Origin of the sequence: Pseudomonas sp. NFACC02, assembly GCF_900110765.1 — a bacterium.
Classification (GTDB): Bacteria; Pseudomonadota; Gammaproteobacteria; order Pseudomonadales; family Pseudomonadaceae; genus Aquipseudomonas.
On sequence record NZ_FOEO01000004.1, the window covers coordinates 109644 to 129655 of the forward strand.

The following is a 20012-nucleotide window of genomic DNA, read 5'->3' on the forward strand; positions in this document are numbered from 1 at the left end:
GTCACATGCGGAACACGCCAAAGCGTGTTGCCTCGATGGGGGCGTTAAGGGCAGCGCTGATCGCCAGGGCCAGAATGTCGCGGGTCTGCGCCGGATCGATCACGCCGTCGTCCCACAACCGGGCGCTGGAGTAGTAGGGGTGACCCTGATGTTCGTACTGGTCAAGAATCGGCTGTTTCAGTTTGGCTTCCTGCTCGGCGGTGAACGTCTGGCCGCCGCGTTCCGCTTGCTCCCGCTTGACCTGCACCAGGACGCCCGCCGCCTGTTCGCCGCCCATGACGCCGATGCGCGCGTTGGGCCACATCCACAGGAAGCGCGGGTCATAGGCGCGACCGCACATGCCGTAGTTCCCGGCGCCGAAGCTGCCGCCGATGATCACCGTGAACTTGGGGACCCTGGCGCACGCGACGGCGGTGACCAGCTTGGCCCCGTGCTTGGCGATGCCGCCTGCTTCGTACTTCTGGCCGACCATGAAGCCGGTGATGTTTTGCAGGAAGAGCAGGGGAATGCCACGCTGGCAGGCCAGTTCGATGAAGTGCGCGCCTTTTTGCGCCGCTTCGGCGAACAGAATGCCGTTGTTGGCGAGGATTGCGATCGGGTAGCCATTCAGGTGGGCGAAACCACAGACCAGCGTGGTGCCGAACAGCGCCTTGAACTCATCGAACACCGAGCCATCGACCAGTCTGGCGATCACTTCGCGCACGTCGAACGGCTGCTTGGGATCGGCGGAAATCACGCCATACAGTTCGTCGCTGGGGTAAAGGGGCGCCTGTGGCGTTTGCCGTTGCAGCTCGCCCTGTTTGCGCCAGTTGAGGTGAGCGATGCTGCGGCGTGCCAGTTCCAGCGCATGTTCATCGCTGTCGGCATAGTGATCCGCGACGCCGGAGACTTTGCAGTGCACGTCGGCACCGCCCAGGTCTTCGGCGCTCACCACTTCGCCGGTGGCCGCTTTCACCAGCGGTGGCCCCGCCAGAAAGATGGTCGCCTGCTGGCGGACCATGATGGCTTCATCGGCCATCGCGGGCACATAAGCGCCGCCCGCTGTGCATGAGCCCATGACCACCGCGATCTGCGGGATTCCCTGAGCACTCATGTTGGCCTGGTTGAAGAAGATGCGGCCGAAATGCTCGCGGTCCGGAAACACTTCGTCCTGGCGCGGCAGGTTGGCGCCACCGGAATCAACCAGGTAGATGCAGGGCAAGCGGTTTTGCTGGGCGATGGCCTGGGCGCGCAGGTGTTTTTTGACCGTCAGCGGGTAATACGAGCCGCCTTTCACCGTCGCGTCGTTGGCGATGATCATGCACTCGACGCCCTCGACCCGGCCAATGCCAGCGATCACGCCTGCGCACGGCACGTCCTCACCGTAAACGTCGTAAGCCGCCAACTGGCTGATTTCAAGAAACGCGGAGCCTGGGTCCAGCAATCGGTCGATGCGGTCGCGGGGTAACAGCTTGCCGCGTGAGGTATGGCGCTCTTGCGCGTTGGCGCCGCCGCCTTCGTGGACCTGCGCCAGCAACTGGCGCAAATCGTCGACCTGTTTTTGCAGGCTGGTACGGTTAGTGGAAAACTCCGCCGAGCGCGGATTGATGCGTGTGTGCAGGATTGCCATGCTGCCTCCGGCGCTGTCAGCGGGTTTCGTTGAACAATTCACGGCCGATCAGCATCCGCCGGATTTCGCTGGTTCCAGCGCCGATCTCGTACAGCTTGGCATCCCGCAGCAGGCGTCCGGCAGGGAACTCATTGATGTAGCCGTTCCCGCCGAGGATCTGAATGGTGTCCAGTGCCATCTGGGTGGCGCGTTCTGCGCTGTAGAGAATGACGCCGGCGGCGTCCTTGCGGGTGGTTTCGCCACGCTCACACGCCTGGGCCACGGCATACAGGTACGCGCGGCTGGCGTTGAGCTGGGTGTACATGTCGGCGACTTTGCCCTGGATCAACTGGAACTCGCCGATGCTCTGGCCGAACTGTTTGCGGTCATGGATGTAAGGCAGCACCACGTCCATGCACGCCTGCATGATCCCGGTCGGCCCGCCGGAGAGCACGACGCGTTCGTAATCCAGTCCGCTCATCAGCACTTTGACGCCGCCGTTCAACGCACCCAGCAGGTTTTCTTCCGGGACTTCCACGTCGTCGAAGAACAGCTCGCAGGTGTTCGAGCCGCGCATGCCCAATTTGTCGAACTTGTTGCTGCGCGAGAAGCCTTTCCAGTCACGCTCGACGATGAACGCGCTGATGCCGTGAGCGCCTTTTTCAAGGTCGGTCTTGGCGTAGATCACGTAGGTGTTGGCGTCCGGGCCGTTGGTGATCCAGGTCTTGCTGCCATTGAGCACGAACCGGTCACCGCGTTTGTCGGCGCGCAATTTCATCGACACGACGTCGGAACCGGCGTTGGGCTCGCTCATCGCAAGGGCGCCGACGTGTTCGCCGCTGATCAGCTTGGGGAGGTAGCGTGCTTTCTGTTCGGAATTGCCGTTGCGGTTGATCTGATTGACGCACAGATTCGAATGCGCCCCGTAGGAGAGTGCTACGGACGCAGAGCCGCGGCTGATTTCTTCCATGGCAATCACGTGGGCCAGGTAACCCAGACCGGCGCCACCGTATTGTTCATCGACGGTGATGCCCAGCAGGCCCATCTCGCCGAATTTGCGCCACATGTCGGCCGGGAACAGGTTGTCTTTGTCGATCTGTGCAGCGCGAGGCGCAAGTTCAGCGACCACGAATGCCTGCACCTGATCGCGCAGCATGTCCAGCGTCTCGCCAAGGCCGAAATTGAGCGTGGGGTAATTCATGAGACGGCGTTCCCTTGTTGTTTTTGGAGGGGCTGACAGAGGCAATATTCAGTGTCACCTTTACGTTAACGTAAACCTTGGCTCAGGCCGATGTCAATGCAGCCGATGACCGGGGTTCAGGATTCGGGCGGGAGATCTGATGGGGGAGGAGAGAAACGTTTTTCGAACGCCAGACAGCACGAAGGGGAGCCTGGGCTCCCCTTCAAGTTCAGTTGCATGCTCTTTTTTGTTTTTAGGCGGCCTGTTGTTGTTTTTGGTGGCCAGACCTTTTTTGCTTTTTTGAGCGACCCCCATGCGGGATCAAGAGCAAACGTATTTTTTTGAGCGCTGATACTGCTTCGATCTTGCGATTCAACCCGTTCGGTCGCTACCTGAAGGTAGTTTTATTGTTCTCGGTACGGTCGAGAGGCCAACGCCTCACAAAGCGATCCACTCCAAAAAAATCAGTTAGCTACGCCTCTGTCCGTGTTGTTCTTGTTATGTCAGAGCCGTTACGTCTTGTTTTTATTGGGTTGCTGCCATTTGTTATTTTTGTTGTACGTAAGACATAGCAGAAGCCATGCCAACTTTTTATGAATCCTGGCGAGAGCCCGGAAAACGGGGCTTCGGAGAAAAATTTGAAATCGGTGGGTCTTTGAAATCGTGACCCGGTGTTTCCGTGTTACCCGTTTTCGGTGTCTCAATACCGACGAGGGTAACACTGTGTGACAAGTTGTCGCACGTCAGCCCGACAAACGTGCTTTCGCCACCCGCGAACCGTTGGCCCGGCCGAGCACGTCGCTGATGCGTTGCCCGGCGGCAATCAGCATGTCCAGATTCACACCGGTGTCGATGCCCAGCCCCATGAGCATGTAAAGCACATCCTCGGTGGCGACATTGCCCGTGGCCCCTTTGGCGTAGGGACAGCCGCCCAGCCCGGCGACCGAGCTGTCGAAGACCTGAATGCCTTCCAGCAGACTCGCGTAGAGGTTGGCCAGCGCCTGACCGTAGGTGTCGTGGAAATGCCCGGCCAGTTTGCTGCGCGGTATCTGGCCGGCGACCTCATTGAACAACTCGCGCGTGGCGCCTGGCGTCCCCGTGCCGATGGTGTCGCCGAGTGACACTTCGTAACAGCCCATGGCAAACAGTTCATTGGCCACGGCAGCGACCTGTTTGGGCGACACAGTGCCTTCATAGGGGCAACCCAGCACGCAGGACACGTAACCACGCACCCTGATGCCGTGCAGACGAGCGGCTTCCATGATCGGCAGAAACCGATCCAGGCTCTCGCTGATCGAGCAGTTTATGTTGCGCTGGGAAAAGGATTCCGAGGCGGCGGCAAACACCGCAACCTCCTTGACGCCTGCGGTCAATGCGTCTTCAAAACCGCGCAGGTTAGGCGCGAGCGCGGCATAGGTGACGCATTCCTTTTTCTCAATGCCGGCGAACACGTCTGCGGAGCCTGCCATTTGCGGCACCCATTTGGGCGAGACGAAGCTACCGACTTCGATGTAGCCAAGACCGGCCTGGGTCAGGTCATTCACCAGGCGGATTTTGTCGGCGACATCGATCGGACGGGCTTCATTCTGCAGGCCGTCCCTTGGGCCGACCTCTACCAGGCGTACGCGTTGTGGGAGGGGCATGGCAGGTATCCTTTATCAACGACTTTCCAGGTATGGAATGTATCTTTCTGTTATTGAACGGTTTTTTTCAGCGCCGCCTTGCAGCGTTCTTCAGCGGTATCCAGCTCCAGCTTCATTTGCTCAATGTCCAGCAGCTGTTGATCGAGCTGGGCGCGGCGCTCTGCAATCTTCACGAGCATGGTGGTGAGTTGCTTCTGGTTATCCCCGGTCGGGTCGTAAAGGCCGATCAGATCACGGCACTCGGCAAGCGAGAAGCCGATGCGCTTGCCGCGCAGGATCAACTTGAGTGTGACCTTATCGCGCGCCGAATAGATGCGCTCCAGGCCACGCCTTTCGGGACTCAGCATGCCTTGTTCTTCGTAAAAGCGGATGGTGCGCGTGGTGATGTCCAGCTCGCGCGCCAGGTCGGAGATACTGTAAGTCGGATTGCTCATGGAGAGGCTCTTGCGAAAAAGGCGTCGAGCTAACGTACGGCGACCTTGACGTAAACGTCAAGCTGGCATGAGCACCATCATTCGATCTGTAACGGACGGCGGGAGGGTGCAGGCGTCATGTCAGAACGCCCGAAACGCTGACATGGCGCCGGGCAACCAACAAGTTCATGGCGTGAAATAGCTCTAACTGACGTTAAGAGCTATAGATAACCAATTGATTTAATTTATTTAACTGCTCCTTCAAGTGATCTCTCAAGTTTCCTTTCCTGAGCGACAACCAGTTGGCAAAGCTCGATGATCTGCTCGCGCATCCATCGGTTCGCCGGATCCTGGTCAGTGCTTTCGTGCCAGTACAGATGGGTTTCCACGGCGGGCACATCGTTCACGGGCAAGTGCACGTAATGCAGGTCGTTACGGCGCGCGAAGCGTTCCGGAACGGTCATGACCATGTCAGTCTGTTGCAACACTTGTGACGCCATCAGGTAATGCTGCGAACGCAGGGCGACTTTGCGTTGAATACCCATTTTCCCCAGTGCCAGGTCCACATAACCCAAACCGCTGCGGCGACTGGAAATGTGAATGTGGGCGACTGACAGATAGTCATCCAGGCTAATGGCCGTCTTACCGGCCAGCGGATGGCCTCTGCGCATGGCGCATACAAAGTTGTCTTCCATCAACTTGACATGCCGCACTTGCGGATCGGTGTTGAGCGGCGCGTCCACCGCAAAGTCAAGCCGTCCAGCCGCGAGTTCTTTGGTGGTTTCCCGGCGTTTGGACAGAAAGCTTTCGATGGTCACTGCAGGCGCGAGTCGACGAAGCCGTTGAAACAGCGCCGGCAAGATAATCGCCTCGGTCAGGTCGGTCATGCTGATGCGGTAGTTCTTGTTGGCCTGCAGCGGATTGAAGGTACGACTCTCCTGCACCGAAACCCGTAACAGCGAGAGGGCATTACGCACGGGACCGATGATGTTCTGCGCCATCGGCGTGGGCACCATGCCTTGAGCCGTGCGGACGAACAGAGGGTCATTGAAGGTTTCCCGCAAACGCGCGAGGGCATTGGAAACCGCAGGTTGGGTGATGCCGACGATCTGACCGGCGCGGGTCAGATTGGCTTCCGTATAGATGGCGTCAAACACAATAAAGAGATTGAGATCGACCTTGCTCAGGTTCATTGCTGTGCGCCTCATGCTGCTTTTGTTATAGGTCTGTCGTTTGGTCCCGACTTGGCACTGTCGTTCAAGAAGTGGCGTGATCATATATCGGTTATGAATGTTAATACACGCCGAGAATAGGTTAGATAAATGGAAAGGCCTGCTCTAGCATCGTCCCATGACTTGAATCACCTCATCAGAAGGTAGCTGCCCATGGATTTCGCTTACTCCCCCAAGGTCCAGGAACTGCGCGAGCGCGTGACCGCGTTCATGGACGCACACGTTTACCCGGCCGAACCTGTGTTCGAACGGCAGGTGGCAGAAGGGGACCGTTGGCAGCCGACGGCGATCATGGAGGAGCTCAAGGCGCGGGCAAAAGCCGAAGGGTTGTGGAACCTGTTTCTGCCCGAATCGGAACGGGGTGCCGGGCTGACCAACCTTGAATACGCACCGCTGGCGGAGATCATGGGCCGGTCTTTATTAGGGCCTGAGCCGTTCAACTGCTCGGCGCCCGACACCGGCAACATGGAAGTGCTCGTGCGTTACGCCAGCGAGGCGCAGAAACAGCAATGGCTGGAGCCGTTGCTGCGTGGCGAAATTCGCTCGGCGTTCGCGATGACCGAGCCGGACGTCGCCTCGTCGGACGCCACCAACATGGCGGCCCGTGCGGAGCGCGACGGCGACGAGTGGGTGATCAACGGTCGCAAATGGTGGACGTCGGGCGCCTGCGACCCGCGCTGCAAAATCATGATTTTCATGGGCTTGAGCAACCCTGACGGACCTCGTCATCAGCAGCACTCGATGATTCTGGTGCCCACTGATGCGCCGGGCGTGAAGATCGTGCGGCCGCTGCCGGTGTTCGGCTACGACGACGCGCCCCACGGTCATGCTGAAGTGCTGTTCGATAACGTACGCGTGCCGTACGACAACGTGTTGCTGGGCGAGGGCCGCGGGTTTGAGATCGCTCAAGGGCGTTTAGGCCCTGGGCGGATTCACCACTGCATGCGTTCAATCGGCATGGCTGAGCGTGCACTGGAGTTGATGTGCAAACGGTCGGTTGAGCGTACGGCGTTCGGCCGACCCCTGGCGCGGCTGGGCGGCAACATCGACAAGATTGCCGACTCGCGCATGGAGATCGACATGGCGCGCCTGCTGACGCTGAAAGCGGCGTACATGATGGACACCGTCGGGAACAAAGTCGCCAAAAGCGAAATCGCGCAAATCAAGGTGGTTGCGCCGAATGTGGCGTTGAGGGTTATCGACCGGGCGATCCAGATCCACGGCGGAGCGGGGGTATCTGGCGATTTCCCGCTGGCCTACATGTATGCAATGCAACGCACCCTGCGATTGGCCGACGGCCCGGATGAAGTCCACCGCGCTGCGATCGGTAAATACGAAATCGGCAAGTACGTGCCCAAAGAAATGATGCGCAGCGAGCATCGCTGATCCGGCCAAGCCTTTGGGGCATCAGGGGCCAGGGAGGGCGGAGAACAAGCCTGCGGCGTTACGGCGAGGTGACAGCCACTCACGGGTCAGTGGCTGTTCAGGATGGATGCCGGACGAAGGAGCGCCGCCGAGACTCAGCCCCCACTCAGTTCAACTCAGTTCAAGCCAGATCGGCGCATGATCCGAGGGTTTCTCCATGGCGCGCAGGTCGTAATCCACGCCAGCGGCCTGGATGCGTGGCTGCAGGCCATGGGACGCCAGAATCAGGTCGATGCGCAGGCCGCGCTTGGGCTCGTCTTCGAAGCCGCGGCTGCGGTAATCGAACCAGCTGAACTGGTCCACCACTTCCGGGTACAGATGACGGAAGCTGTCCACCAGCCCCCAGTTCTTGAGCCTGGCCATCCACTCGCGCTCTTCCGGAAGGAAGCTGCACTTGCCGGTTTTCAGCCAGCGCCTGGCGTTGTCCGGACCGATGCCGATGTCGCTGTCTTCTGGCGAAATGTTGACGTCGCCCATGACCACCAGTGGCTGATCGTTGGAGAACCGGGTTTCCAGCAGTTGCTGAAGGTCGGCATAGAACTTGGTCTTTGCCGGAAATTTGGTGGGGTGGTCACGGCTTTCGCCCTGCGGGAAGTAGCCGTTCATGATCGTCACTGGCAGGCCGTTGCGGTCGGCGTAGGTGCCCCAGATGAATCGCCGCTGGGCGTCTTCGTCGTCGGTGTCAAAGCCTTTATGAAGCGACAGAGGCGCCAGGCGAGAGAGCAGGGCAACGCCGTAGTGACCTTTCTGCCCGTGGAAGTGCACGTGGTAGCCCAGCGCTTCGATTTCGGCTTGCGGGAACTGATCGTCCGAGACCTTGGTTTCCTGGAGGCCAATGACGTCAGGCTGGTGTTTTTCAATCAGCGCCGCCAACTGATGCGGGCGGGCACGCAGGCCGTTGATGTTGAAAGACACAATTTTCATAGACGGCAGTCCTGGCAAAAAACAAACAGCGATGCTAGCTGACCTGCCTGCCAACGGCCAGTCTCACGGCCAATCTCCGTCATCGTCGGACTGCTACGCTGTGGGGAATGACTGGAAAGTCGTTGGAACTGTCATCACGGCCCACCACTCGAACGCTTGGTACCATGAACCCGCCCTTACGTGGCGGGTCGTCATCGAAAGGGACACGATTACATGCCTGAATCAGCGAATGCACCGGCCGACATCCGTCAACTGGACAGCGGTTATTCCCGCGAAGCTCGGTCGTTGCTGTACCAGGCGTACCGGCATGAGCCGAGCTTCGGTTATTTGTTCGAATCGGGCCGGCCCGGGTATGAACACCGGGTGCGCGCAACCGTTCGCGAATTGGTGAAGCAGCACTTCCTGCAGGACATGCCGGCACTTGGGCTGTTTGTCGAGGACCGGCTGGTGGGCGTGGCCCTCATTGCGCCGCCGCAACGGCGTCTGGGCATCACCGAAAGCTGGGCGTGGCGGCTGCGGATGGTGATGAGCACCGGACTTCGTTGTACCCAACGATACCTGGAGTATTACCAGGCCGTACTGGCGTGCCTGCCTTCCGATGCCGTTCACGTCCTTCCACTGCTCGGCATTCACCCCGATTTCCAGGGTCAGCACTACGGTGAGCAATTGCTGCAAGCGCTGCACGACTGGTGCGCCGTGGACGAGCACTCAAAGGGGATCGTGCTGGACACCGGCAATGAACATTATCTGGCGTTCTACAAACGACAGGGTTATGAGGAAATTGGAGAAGTGGCTGTAGGACCTATCCGAGAGCACGTCTTTTTTCACCCAAATCCTCAAGTTTCAATGGCTTCCATGGCCTGACCGCGAATCTTTTGTCCACCCCTGCGGGTTCCAGAAGCACCCGCCGCTCGTGTTAGCATCCGCGCCTATGAAGTTTCCCGGTCGATTCACCAGTGGTTTTATCCTCATGTTTTCCAGCTGTGCGGCGTTCGCTAATGCTCAGCTGGATGTGCGGATCAAACCGTCCAATTCCGAGCTCAAGTCCAACATTGAAGGGTACGTGGGCAGCCTCGGCGAGCGTGATGAACAGGCGCTCGAGCGTTTTAGCGTAGGCGCTGTCGAGCAGGCGCAGAAAGCCGCCCAGGCACTGGGTTACTACCAGGCGCAGATCGACAGCCAGGTCAAACGCATCGACAAGGATCTGCACCTGGTCCTGACGGTGGAGCCCGGCGAGCCGGTGCATTTGCGTAACGTTACGGTTCGGATCGAAGGCGACGCGCGTCATCTCAAGGCCTTCAAGGTGCCCAAGAGCGACGCGCTCAGGTCGGGGGCGGTGCTCAATCACGGACGCTATGAGGACGCCAAGCGCCTGATCCAGAATCAGGCTGCGCGCTACGGATTTTTCAAAGGCCGGTTCGTGGTTCAACGCCTGTCCGTTGACCCTCGCGCCGGTGTCGCTGACATCGATCTGGTGTACGACAGCGGACCCCGGTTCTCCCTCGGTAAAGTCACGTTCAGTGGCGATGCGCCGTTCGATGAAGACCTGCTCAAACGCATGGTGCCCTTCAAGGAAGACACGCCGTACGATTCCCAACTCATCGCCGACCTCAATCAGGCCATGCAATCGAGCGGGTACTTCGAGGGCGTTCGTGTCGATGCTTCACCCACCGACGCACAAGGTCAGGTGATCCCGGTCGATGTCCAGCTGCAAACCCGCAAGCCGCGCACCATGGGGCTGGGAGTCGGCTACTCGACCGACGTTGGCCCGCGCGTAAAAGCCAACTGGACCCGGCACTGGGTCAATCCGCAAGGCCACAGCTACGGCATCGAATCGGAACTGTCGGCGCCGCGCCAGAACGTCGGCCTGTTTTATGACATCCCGCTCGACCCGCCGCTCACCGATAAGCTGCGATTCGCCGGCGGTTATCAATACGAAGAGATCGCGGACACCGACAGCCTCAGCAAACTGCTGACGGTAGGTCCTGAATGGCACAGTAAATTGCCCAGCGGTTGGGAACGGGTCATTTCCCTCAAATGGCAGCGCGAAGAGTACCGGCTGGGCGACGATGAGGGCTTGAGTACCTTGTTGATGCCCGGCATCAGCTATTCCTATCTGCGCAGCGACAACCGGATTGACCCGCACCACGGTTACCGTTTGCAGTTCGAAACCGAGGTGGCGAAGGAAGGCCTGGGCTCGGACGCCAACGTGTTGCACGGCACCGCCCTGGTCAAGGGCTTGACCACGGTCGCGCAGAACCATCGATTTCTGGGCCGCGTACAAGTGGGCGGTACAGCCACCAACGGTTACAAATCCATTCCGCCTTCGTTGCGATTCTTTGCCGGTGGCGACCAGAGCGTCCGGGGTTACGACTATCAGTCACTGTCCCCGGAAAACTCCGACGGCGACAAGATCGGTGGCCGCTACATGATTGCCGGCAGTGCCGAATACCAGTACTCGATCGCTGAGAAGTGGCGCGTTGCGGCGTTTGTCGATCAAGGCAACTCGTTCAACTCGCTGGACTTCCCAAGCCTCAAGACCGGTGTCGGTATCGGCATTCGCTGGGTTTCACCGGTGGGACCGCTGCGTCTGGATCTGGCGCACGCGCTGGATGATGACGGCGGCATTCGCCTGCATTTCTCAATGGGGCCTGAACTGTGACAAAGGCGGCACTGTTGAAGCGTGTTTCACTTATTTTCGCGGCCAGTGTTCTCACACTGTTGGTTCTGGTGGTGATCGCACTGGGATTGGTGCTCGGGACACAGTCCGGCAGTCGCTGGGCGCTGGCGTGGGTACCGGGCTTGCAGGTCCAGCATTTTTCCGGCCGTCTGGGCGGCGCGTGGCGGGCCGATTCGCTGGTCTGGCAGCAAGGCGAGAGCAAGGTCGAGGTGGACGCGCCCGCATTCGAGTGGTCTCCGTCCTGCCTGATGCGGATGACGCTGTGCATCGACACCTTGAAAACTGCGGATATTCGCCTGCACTTTGCACCGTCCACCCACGAAGACACCAGCGGCCCGATCACGTTGCCTGCGCTCAAGTTACCGGTGGCCATCGAACTGGGCGAAGTGCAGATCGGCAGCCTGCACCTGGACGGGACCGAGCAAGTGCGGGACGTGCAGCTTGCGGCCCATTGGACGGCAGACGGCCTGAAGATCGATTCCGTACACGCGCAACGCGACGACATCGTGCTGGACCTGACCGGTCTGCTGAACCCCGTGGGGGACTGGCCACTGACGGCGCAAGGTCAGGTCAAGCTTCCCGATATCAGTGGTCAACCGTTGTCCTTGACGCTGAATGCCCAGGGCGACCTGCTCAAGACGCTTAACGTGAACGCTCAGACCATCGGCTACATCGACGCGAAGCTGGTGGGGCAGTTACAGCCGCTGGTGGAGAATTTGCCAGCGGAAATCGCGATCACCAGCGATGGTTTCAAGGCCAGCAAGGACCTGCCCGATACGCTGCAACTCAACCAGCTGACGCTGAACGCCAAGGGTGATCTGGCGCAGGGTTACACCGTGCTCGGGAACGCAAGCCTGCCCGCCGAACAGGGGCCGGTGACCTTGGCGTTGCAGGGCCGGGTCGATGCCAAAGGCGCGCAGATCACCACGCTGGACCTCACTGCCAGTCCCGAGCAGCGCCTGAAACTCAGCGGATCGCTGGATTGGCAAAAGGGCTTGACCGCCGACGCCAGGGTCGACTGGCTCGATTTCCCCTGGCACCGGCTGTATCCGGCGATTGACGAGCCTCAAGTCAGCATTCATACGTTCAATGGAGAGGTTTCCTATACAGACGGCAAGTACCTGGGTCATTTCGTCGGTGACCTCAAAGGCCCAGCGGGGCCGTTCAGCCTGCAAAGTCCGTTCAGTGGGGATTTACAGCAGGTTTTTCTGCCGCAGGTCGAGCTGGTGGCGGGGCAAGGCAAAGCCAGTGGTCACCTTAACGTGCAGTTCGCCGACGGAGTCGCCTGGGACACCGCGCTGGATTTGAGCGCAATCGACCCTTCGTTCTGGGTGGCCGAACTACCGGGCTCCCTCGCAGGTCCGCTGCGCAGCAAGGGATCCTTCAAGGATCAACGCCTGAATCTGAACGCCGATCTTGACCTCAAGGGACGACTGCGGGGGCAGCCAGCGGTGATGCAAGCCAAAGCGGATGGAGCAGGGGACACATGGAATGTCAGCGCTTTGAACATTCGCCTGGGCGACAACCGGATTCAGGGCTCCGGCAGCCTGCAACAGAAGCTGGCCGCACAACTGGACCTGAACCTGCCGCGCCTTGGTCAGCTATGGCCGCGTCTGCAGGGGCAGGTCAAGGGCCGTGTCGACCTGACGGGCACGCCACAGGCGCCCCAAGGCCAATTGGGCCTGCAAGGTACGCAACTGGTGTACGAGCGCAACAAGCTGCAAAGCCTGAACCTGTCGGCGAAGCTGGACACTGCGCAACGCGCCACCCTCGATCTGAAAACCAGCGGCATTCAGGTCGGTGACACCGCGCTGGGCACGCTCGTCGTGAACGGCCAGGGCGACATCAAGCGGCAGCAGGTCAAGCTGGACCTGCAGGGGCCATTGCTCAAGTTGGCGTTGGCACTGGACGGCACGCTCGACAAGGGCAACTGGCGCGGCCGTCTGGCCACTGGTGATGTGCAGACGGGGGGACAGGACTGGAAGCTCCAGCAACCGGCAAAACTCGAACGCCTCGCTGACGGCAAGATCAATTTTGGCGCGCATTGCTGGCGGTCAGGACCGGCAAGTCTGTGTGGGGAAGACCAACGCCTGATGCCCGACCCTCGCTTGCGTTATCACCTCAAGCAGTTCCCGCTGGACAGTCTCGCCCAATGGTTGCCCAAGGATTTCGCGTGGAAAGGTGCCTTGAATGCTGACGTTCAACTCGACCTTCCGGCATCCGGGCCCAACGGTCAGGTGGTCATCGACGCCAGTGGCGGCACGTTGCGGGTCCGAGACAAAAAACAGTGGCTGGACTTCCCTTACCAGACGCTCAAGGTCACGAGCAGCCTGACGCCTAAAAAAGTGGACACGACTCTGGATTTTCGGGGCGCCAGACTGGGTGACTTGCAGGCGCGCTTGAGCATTGATCCCGTGGCGAAGAACAAACCGGTCAACGGCGAGTTCAATCTCACCGGGCTCGACGTGTCAGTGGCACGGCCCTTCGTCACCGTGGTAGAAAAGCTCAACGGCAAGCTGAACGGCAGTGGACGCATTTCGGGTGGTCTATTGGCGCCGCAGGTCAATGGCAACGTCATGTTGAGCGATGGCGAAGTGTCCGGGCCGGACTTGCCGATTACGCTTGAAAAACTCAACGTGCAAGCCTTGATCGCGGGTGAAAACGTGCAGTTGAAGGGCAACTGGCGCAGCGGTGCGGCGGGCCAGGGCAGCCTTGGCGGCCACATTGCCTGGGCGGACACGCTGGACGTGGATGTCAATTTGCAAGGCTCGCATCTGCCGATCACCGTGGAACCCTACGCCAGGCTCGAAGCCGCACCCGACCTGAAGATCAGCCTGCAGGGCGATCGGCTCGCGGTATCGGGGAAGGTACTGATTCCGAAAGGCGAAATCACGGTGCGCCAATTGCCGCCGTCCACCGTCAAAGTGTCCGATGACACGGTGATCGTTGGCGCGCAGACCGAGGCGGGCAAGCCACCCATGGCCATCGCGATGGACATCAACGTCGAAGTCGGTCAGGAAAAGCTGAGCTTCACCGGCTTTGGTCTGACAGCCAACCTCGCGGGGCATGTCCATATCGGCGACAACCTCGATACCCGAGGCGAGCTGAACCTCAACGACGGCCGCTACCGCGCCTATGGCCAGCGCCTGACCATTCGCAAGGCGCGACTGCTGTTCGCAGGGCCCGTGGACCAGCCGTATCTGGACATCGAAGCGATTCGCCAGACCGATGACGTGATTGCCGGTATTCGTCTGAGTGGCAGTGCCGAACAGCCGACGACAACGGTGTTTTCCGAGCCCGCGATGAGTCAGGAACAGGCGTTGTCCTACCTGGTCCTGGGGCGACCTTTGGCCACCAACGGCGAGGACAACAACATGGTGGCTCAGGCCGCGCTCGCCCTTGGGTTGGCGGGCGGTTCCTCGACGGCGGGCAAACTGGCCTCGGATCTCGGGATCAAGGATTTCGACCTGGACACCTCCGGCAGCGGTAACTCCACCGCCGTGGTTGCCAGCGGCAAGATCACCGACAAGCTCAGCCTCCGATACGGAGTCGGGGTGTTCGAGCCCGCCAATACGATCGCGCTACGGTACCTGTTGAGCAAAAAGGTGTACATCGAGGCCGCTAGTGGCGTCGCCAGCTCACTGGATATTTTCTACAAACGGGATTTTTAACGGGCGTAGGCATCAACGACAACAAAGTGATGCCCGCCAGTAGGTCGTCAGGCCGAATCGTGGTTAACTTCCTGTCTTTCCCGCAACCCTCAAAATAAGGACTCAGCTCATGGCTCAAGTGACTCGTAGAGGCTCCCCGGTACAAATCAGCGGCGAACTGCCAAAGGTCGGCAGCAAGGCGCCTGCTTTCACCCTGGTCGGTGGTGATCTGTCTGACGTGACGCTGGAAAATTTTGCCGGCAAGCGCAAAGTGCTGAACATTTTCCCAAGCGTTGACACCCCGACCTGCGCCACTTCGGTACGCAAATTCAACGCTCAGGCCAACGATCTGAACAACGCCGTGGTCCTGTGCATCTCGGCCGATCTGCCATTCGCGCAAGCGCGGTTCTGCGGCGCTGAAGGCCTGGAAAACGTTAAAAACCTGTCCACCATGCGCGGTGCTGACTTCATGGAAACCTATGGTGTGGCAATCGCCGACGGTCCTATGGTTGGTCTGACCACTCGTGCCGTCGTCGTTCTGGACGAGGACAACAACGTCCTGTACAGCGAACTGGTGCCAGAGATCGGTCAGGAGCCGAACTACGACGCCGCACTGGCAGTGCTCAAGTAAGTTGCTCGTTGCGTATCGCCGGATTCATCACGGCAATACCTCGCAACACAAAGCGGCCTGAATCGATCAGGCCGTTTTTATTTGCAGGTCAACACCTTATTCCAAGTAAGCACTAGGTAAATTGCCGGTAAAGGCCCTTTGCTTGGCACGTAACTATGCTTATTGTTCAGCCTCCCGAAGACGCTCACGCGCACACTGGTTGACTTATTCATGCAATCGTCTGGTTCCCGAAACTCCCGTCGCTGGCTGCTCAGCCTTCTGGTTCTATTGATTGTCGCAGGTATCTGTTGGCGGTACTGGCCGGGTTCGTCACCCAAGACGGAGGCCACCGCGCAGTCAACCGGTCAGGCCCACAAGGGCGCCAGCGGCAGGGGCGGCGCGGGAAAAGTGACTGGGCAGCGGCCGGGCTTCGGCGGTTCCACCGGCCCGGTTCCGGTGCGCGTGGCGTCGGCGACTACCGGTGACTTTCCGATCTACTACAAGGCGCTGGGCACCGTCACCGCGATGAACACCATCAATGTGCGCAGCCGGGTGGCCGGTGAACTGGTCAAGATCAACTTCCAGGAAGGCCAATTGGTCAAGGCCGGCGATCTGCTGGCTGTCATCGACCCACGCAGCTATCAGATCGCCCTGCAACAGGCTGAAGGCACGCTGATGCAGAACCAGGCGTTGCTGAAGAATGCGCAAATCGATGTACAGCGTTATCGGGACCTGTACAAAGAAGACAGCATCGCCAAGCAGACACTCGACACCGCGGAGTCTCTGGTCGGCCAGTACCAAGGGACGATCAAGACCAATCAGGCGGCGGTCGGCGACGCCAGACTCAATCTGGATTTCACGCAGATCCGCGCGCCCATTTCCGGCCGTATCGGCCTGCGGCAACTGGACGTCGGTAACCTGGTCGCGGCCAACGACACCATCGCCCTGGCGGTTATCACCCAGACCAAACCCATCACCGTCAATTTCACCTTGCCGGAAAAGGACCTGGCGGACGTGATCAGTCGTTACCGCAGCGGTGACAAGCTGCCGGTTGAGGCCTGGGACCGTGCCGACGTGAAGCTACAGGCCAAGGGCGTGCTGGCGAGTATCGACAACCAGATCGATATCACCACAGGCACCCTGAAGTTCAAGGCCCGCTTCGATAACGATAACGAAGTGCTGTTCCCCAACCAGTTCGTCAATGCACGGCTTCTGGCCAATACCCTGAAAAATGTGGTCCTGGTGCCTTCGGCGGCCATTCAGTTCGGCGTCAATGGCACGTTTGTGTACGTGATGGACGGTGACAAAAAGGTCCGCATTCGCTCGCTGAAAACCGGGCCGGGTGATGAAAATGTCACGGTGGTGACCGAAGGCCTGGCCGCGGGTGATCGCGTGGTGCTGGAAGGTACTGACCGCCTGAAGGACGGCAGCGAAGTCGATATTGTCAACGACAGCAAGGACGTGCCGGTCACGCCCGGCGGCAAGTTGCAGGGCCAGCCGGCCAAGGACAAGGAAACCGGTGAGTCGGCCGACGCCGCCCCCGTGAGAAAAGGCAACGTATGAACCTGTCACGCCTGTTCATCCTCAGGCCCGTCGCGACCACGCTGAGCATGCTGGCCATTGTCCTGGCCGGTCTGATCGCTTACACCTTGCTGCCGGTGTCGGCGTTGCCGCAAGTGGATTATCCGACCATTCGGGTGATGACGCTGTACCCCGGTGCCAGCCCGCAAGTGATGACCAGTGCCGTGACCGCGCCGCTGGAGCGCCAGTTCGGGCAGATGCCTGGCCTGACGCAAATGGCATCGACCAGCTCGGGCGGGGCTTCGGTGATCACCTTGCGCTTCAGCCTGGACATCAACATGGATGTCGCCGAGCAGGAAGTGCAGGCTGCCATCAATGGCGCCACCAACCTGTTACCGAACGATCTGCCGGCGCCGCCGACCTATAACAAGGTCAACCCCGCCGACACGCCCGTGCTGACGTTGGCGATCACCTCCAAAACCATGCTGTTGCCCAAACTCAACGACCTGGTCGACACGCGCATGGCACAGAAGATCGCGCAGATCAGCGGCGTCGGGATGGTCAGCATCGCGGGCGGCCAGCGTCAGGCCGTGCGGATCAAGGTCAACCCGGAGGCCTTGGCGGCCAACGGCTTGAACCTGTCGGACGTGCGCACGCTGGTCACCGCGTCCAACGTCAACACGCCCAAAGGTAACTTCGACGGCCCGACCCGGGTGTCGATGCTGGACGCCAACGATCAGCTCAAGTCCCCCGAGGAATACGCCAACCTGATTCTGGCCTACAACAACGGCGGCCCGCTGAGGCTCAAGGACGTTGCACAGATCGTCGACGGCGCGGAAAACGAACGGCTGGCCGCGTGGGCCAACGAGAATCAGGCGGTCCTGCTCAACATCCAGCGTCAGCCCGGCGCCAACGTCATCGACGTGGTCGACCGGATCAAAGCCTTGTTGCCCAGCATCACCGACAACCTGCCCGCCGGCCTGGACGTGGTGGTGCTGACCGACCGCACTCAAACCATCCGTGCGTCGGTCAGTGACGTGCAACATGAACTGCTGATTTCCATTGTCCTGGTGGTGCTGGTCACCTTCCTGTTTCTACGCCGCCTCAGCGCCACCATCATTCCTTCCGTGGCCGTGCCGCTGTCGCTGGTGGGCACCTTCGGTGTCATGTACCTCGCCGGCTTTTCGGTCAACAACCTGACCTTGATGGCCATGACCATTGCCACCGGTTTCGTGGTCGACGATGCCATCGTGATGCTGGAAAACATTTCCCGGCACCTGGAGGAGGGTGAGACACCGTTGCAGGCCGCGCTCAAAGGCGCGCGGCAGATCGGGTTTACCTTGATTTCGCTGACCATCTCGTTGATTGCGGTTCTGATCCCGCTGCTGTTCATGGCGGACGTGGTCGGCCGGCTGTTCCGGGAGTTTGCCATCACGCTGGCGGTGGCGATCCTGATTTCGCTGGTGGTGTCGCTGACCCTGACGCCGATGATGTGTGCCCGCTTGCTCAAGCGTGAACCCAAGGAAGCGGAGCAGGGACGTTTCTATCGCGCCAGTGGTGCCTGGATCGATTGGCTGATCGGCGCCTATGGTCGCAAGCTGCAGTGGGTGCTCAAGCATCAGCCGCTGACCCTGCTGGTCGCGATCGCGACATTGGGCATTACCGTGTTGCTGTACCTGGCGGTGCCGAAGGGTTTCTTTCCCGTGCAGGACACCGGGGTGATCCAGGGGATTTCCGAAGCGCCGCAATCGGTGTCGTTCGCCTCCATGAGCGAGCGGCAGCAGGCACTGGCGAAGATCATTCTGCAAGATCCGGCGGTGGCCAGTCTGTCGTCTTACATCGGCGTCGACGGCGATAACGCGACACTGAACAGCGGTCGCATGTTGATCAACCTCAAACCCCATGGCCAGCGCGACCTGACCGCGACGCAGGTGATTCAGCGCCTTCAGCCGCAGGTCGATCAGCTGTCCGACATCCGCCTGTTCATGCAGCCGGTGCAGGACCTGACCATCGAAGACCGCATCAGCCGCACGCAGTACCAGTTCAGCATGTCTTCGCCGGACGCCGAACTGTTGAGTCTGTGGAGCAACAGGCTGGTGGAAGCGCTGGCCGAGCGTCCCGAGTTGACGGACGTCGCCAGTGATCTTCAGGACAGGGGCTTGCAGGTGTACCTGAACATCGACCGCGACGCCGCCAGCCGTTTGGGCGTGACGGTGGCGAACATAACCGACGCGTTGTACGACGCGTTCGGCCAGCGGCAGATCTCCACGATCTACACCCAGGCCAGTCAGTACCGGGTCGTGTTGCAGGCGGCCGCGGCGAGTGAACTCGGTCCCGAGGCGCTGGACCAGATTCACGTCAAGACCGCCGACGGGGGGCAGGTCAAGCTGTCGAGTCTGGCAAAGGTCGAGCAGCGTCAGGCCCAGCTTGCCATCACGCATATCGGTCAGTTTCCCGCCGTGATGATGTCGTTCAACCTGGCGCCCGGCGTGGCGCTGGGACAGGCCGTGGACGTGATCGAGCAGGTGCAGAAAGACATCGGCATGCCGATCGGCGTACAGACCGAGTTCCAGGGGGCGGCGGAAGCCTTCCAGGCCTCGCTGTCCAGCACGCTGCTGCTGGTGTTGGCCGCGGTTGTAACCATGTACATCGTGCTGGGCGTGCTCTACGAGAGCTACATTCACCCGATCACCATTCTTTCAACCCTGCCGTCGGCCGCGATTGGCGCCTTGCTGGCGCTGATCCTCAGCGGCAATGACCTGGGCATGATCGCGATCATTGGCATCATCCTGCTCATCGGCATCGTGAAAAAGAACGCGATCATGATGATCGACTTTGCACTCGACGCTGAGCGCAACCGCGGAGTCGATCCTCAGACGGCCATTTACGAAGCGGCCCTGCTGCGGTTCCGGCCGATCCTGATGACTACATTGGCGGCATTGTTCGGGGCGATTCCGCTGATGTTCGCCACCGGGTCCGGCGCCGAGCTGCGCCAGCCCTTGGGGCTGGTGATGGTCGGCGGCCTGCTGGTCAGTCAGGTGCTGACGCTGTTCACCACGCCGGTCATTTATCTGTACTTCGATCGCCTGGGACGCCGCTTCCGTCGTTCGGGCAAGACCGAGGTGGCGGTATGACGGGGCAGCCGC

General features: G+C 60.2%; 13 protein-coding genes. 7 read left to right on the forward strand and 6 right to left on the reverse strand.

Annotated features, from left to right (window positions below; translation table 11 throughout):
• Position 1: 1 nt before the first annotated feature.
• The 5 genes from BMY73_RS05590 to BMY73_RS05610 all read right to left on the reverse strand — a co-directional run bounded on the left by BMY73_RS05590 (position 2) and on the right by BMY73_RS05610 (position 6017).
• A complete protein-coding gene (locus BMY73_RS05590) occupies positions 2-1609 on the reverse strand; it encodes a carboxyl transferase domain-containing protein (RefSeq protein WP_092405635.1) in 1608 nt (535 codons plus the stop codon).
• Positions 1610-1625: 16 nt separating this feature from the next.
• Positions 1626-2789 carry an isovaleryl-CoA dehydrogenase gene (locus BMY73_RS05595; RefSeq protein WP_092405637.1) on the reverse strand — a complete coding sequence of 388 codons (1164 nt, stop codon included), beginning with the start codon at positions 2787-2789 and terminating at the stop codon, positions 1626-1628.
• Positions 2790-3511: 722 nt separating this feature from the next.
• Positions 3512-4411, reverse strand: coding sequence for a hydroxymethylglutaryl-CoA lyase (locus tag BMY73_RS05600; protein ID WP_092405639.1), 900 nt, complete (start codon positions 4409-4411; stop codon positions 3512-3514).
• Positions 4412-4461: 50 nt separating this feature from the next.
• Entirely contained in the window at positions 4462-4845 is a 384-nt protein-coding gene (locus tag BMY73_RS05605; protein ID WP_092405641.1) for a MerR family transcriptional regulator, read from the reverse strand.
• Positions 4846-5069: 224 nt separating this feature from the next.
• On the reverse strand, positions 5070-6017 hold the full coding sequence (locus BMY73_RS05610) for a LysR family transcriptional regulator (RefSeq protein ID WP_092405643.1): 948 nt from the start codon (positions 6015-6017) through the stop codon (positions 5070-5072).
• A 192-nt stretch (positions 6018-6209) separates the two neighbouring features.
• Between BMY73_RS05610 and BMY73_RS05615 the strand changes: the two genes are divergently transcribed.
• On the forward strand, positions 6210-7442 hold the full coding sequence (locus BMY73_RS05615) for an acyl-CoA dehydrogenase (protein ID WP_092405645.1): 1233 nt from the start codon (positions 6210-6212) through the stop codon (positions 7440-7442).
• Between the two features lie 150 nt (positions 7443-7592).
• Here the strand turns inward: BMY73_RS05615 and xthA are convergent, their stop codons facing one another.
• Positions 7593-8405 (reverse strand): exodeoxyribonuclease III, encoded by an 813-nt coding sequence (gene xthA, locus BMY73_RS05620; protein ID WP_092405647.1) that lies wholly within the window; start codon positions 8403-8405, stop codon positions 7593-7595.
• 213 nt (positions 8406-8618) lie between these two features.
• On the opposite strand from xthA, the gene BMY73_RS05625 reads away from it, so the two are divergent.
• From BMY73_RS05625 to BMY73_RS05650, 6 genes are all read left to right on the forward strand, one after another.
• Positions 8619-9269: a GNAT family N-acetyltransferase gene (locus BMY73_RS05625; protein WP_062381755.1), complete on the forward strand. Its 651-nt coding sequence runs from the start codon at positions 8619-8621 to the stop codon at positions 9267-9269.
• Positions 9270-9336: 67 nt separating this feature from the next.
• Positions 9337-11067: an autotransporter assembly complex protein TamA gene (locus BMY73_RS05630; protein ID WP_092405649.1), complete on the forward strand. Its 1731-nt coding sequence runs from the start codon at positions 9337-9339 to the stop codon at positions 11065-11067.
• A gap of 14 nt (positions 11068-11081) precedes the next feature.
• The gene (locus tag BMY73_RS05635; protein WP_092405651.1) at positions 11082-14756 is read left to right on the forward strand and encodes a translocation/assembly module TamB domain-containing protein; all 3675 of its coding nucleotides are present in this window, start codon (positions 11082-11084) and stop codon (positions 14754-14756) included.
• Between the two features lie 109 nt (positions 14757-14865).
• Positions 14866-15366: a thiol peroxidase gene (tpx, locus tag BMY73_RS05640; RefSeq protein ID WP_062381750.1), complete on the forward strand. Its 501-nt coding sequence runs from the start codon at positions 14866-14868 to the stop codon at positions 15364-15366.
• A 195-nt stretch (positions 15367-15561) separates the two neighbouring features.
• On the forward strand, positions 15562-16908 hold the full coding sequence (locus BMY73_RS05645) for an MdtA/MuxA family multidrug efflux RND transporter periplasmic adaptor subunit (RefSeq protein WP_092405799.1): 1347 nt from the start codon (positions 15562-15564) through the stop codon (positions 16906-16908).
• The gene (locus BMY73_RS05650) at positions 16905-20000 is read left to right on the forward strand and encodes an MdtB/MuxB family multidrug efflux RND transporter permease subunit (protein ID WP_092405653.1); all 3096 of its coding nucleotides are present in this window, start codon (positions 16905-16907) and stop codon (positions 19998-20000) included. Before BMY73_RS05645 ends, BMY73_RS05650 begins: the two co-directional genes overlap by 4 nt.
• The last annotated feature ends 12 nt before the right edge of the window (positions 20001-20012 follow it).

Excerpts from the sequence above, each read along its gene's own strand:
- BMY73_RS05590 (WP_092405635.1), bottom strand. The coding sequence starts at position 1,609 with ATGGCAATCCTGCACACACGCATCAATCCGCGCTCGGCGGAGTTTTCC.
- BMY73_RS05595 (WP_092405637.1), bottom strand. The coding sequence starts at position 2,789 with ATGAATTACCCCACGCTCAATTTCGGCCTTGGCGAGACGCTGGACATG.
- BMY73_RS05600 (WP_092405639.1), bottom strand. The coding sequence starts at position 4,411 with ATGCCCCTCCCACAACGCGTACGCCTGGTAGAGGTCGGCCCAAGGGAC.
- BMY73_RS05605 (WP_092405641.1), bottom strand. The coding sequence starts at position 4,845 with ATGAGCAATCCGACTTACAGTATCTCCGACCTGGCGCGCGAGCTGGAC.
- BMY73_RS05610 (WP_092405643.1), bottom strand. The coding sequence starts at position 6,017 with ATGAACCTGAGCAAGGTCGATCTCAATCTCTTTATTGTGTTTGACGCC.
- BMY73_RS05615 (WP_092405645.1), top strand. The coding sequence starts at position 6,210 with ATGGATTTCGCTTACTCCCCCAAGGTCCAGGAACTGCGCGAGCGCGTG.
- xthA (WP_092405647.1), bottom strand. The coding sequence starts at position 8,405 with ATGAAAATTGTGTCTTTCAACATCAACGGCCTGCGTGCCCGCCCGCAT.
- BMY73_RS05625 (WP_062381755.1), top strand. The coding sequence starts at position 8,619 with ATGCCTGAATCAGCGAATGCACCGGCCGACATCCGTCAACTGGACAGC.
- BMY73_RS05630 (WP_092405649.1), top strand. The coding sequence starts at position 9,337 with ATGAAGTTTCCCGGTCGATTCACCAGTGGTTTTATCCTCATGTTTTCC.
- tpx (WP_062381750.1), top strand. The coding sequence starts at position 14,866 with ATGGCTCAAGTGACTCGTAGAGGCTCCCCGGTACAAATCAGCGGCGAA.
- BMY73_RS05650 (WP_092405653.1), top strand. The coding sequence starts at position 16,905 with ATGAACCTGTCACGCCTGTTCATCCTCAGGCCCGTCGCGACCACGCTG.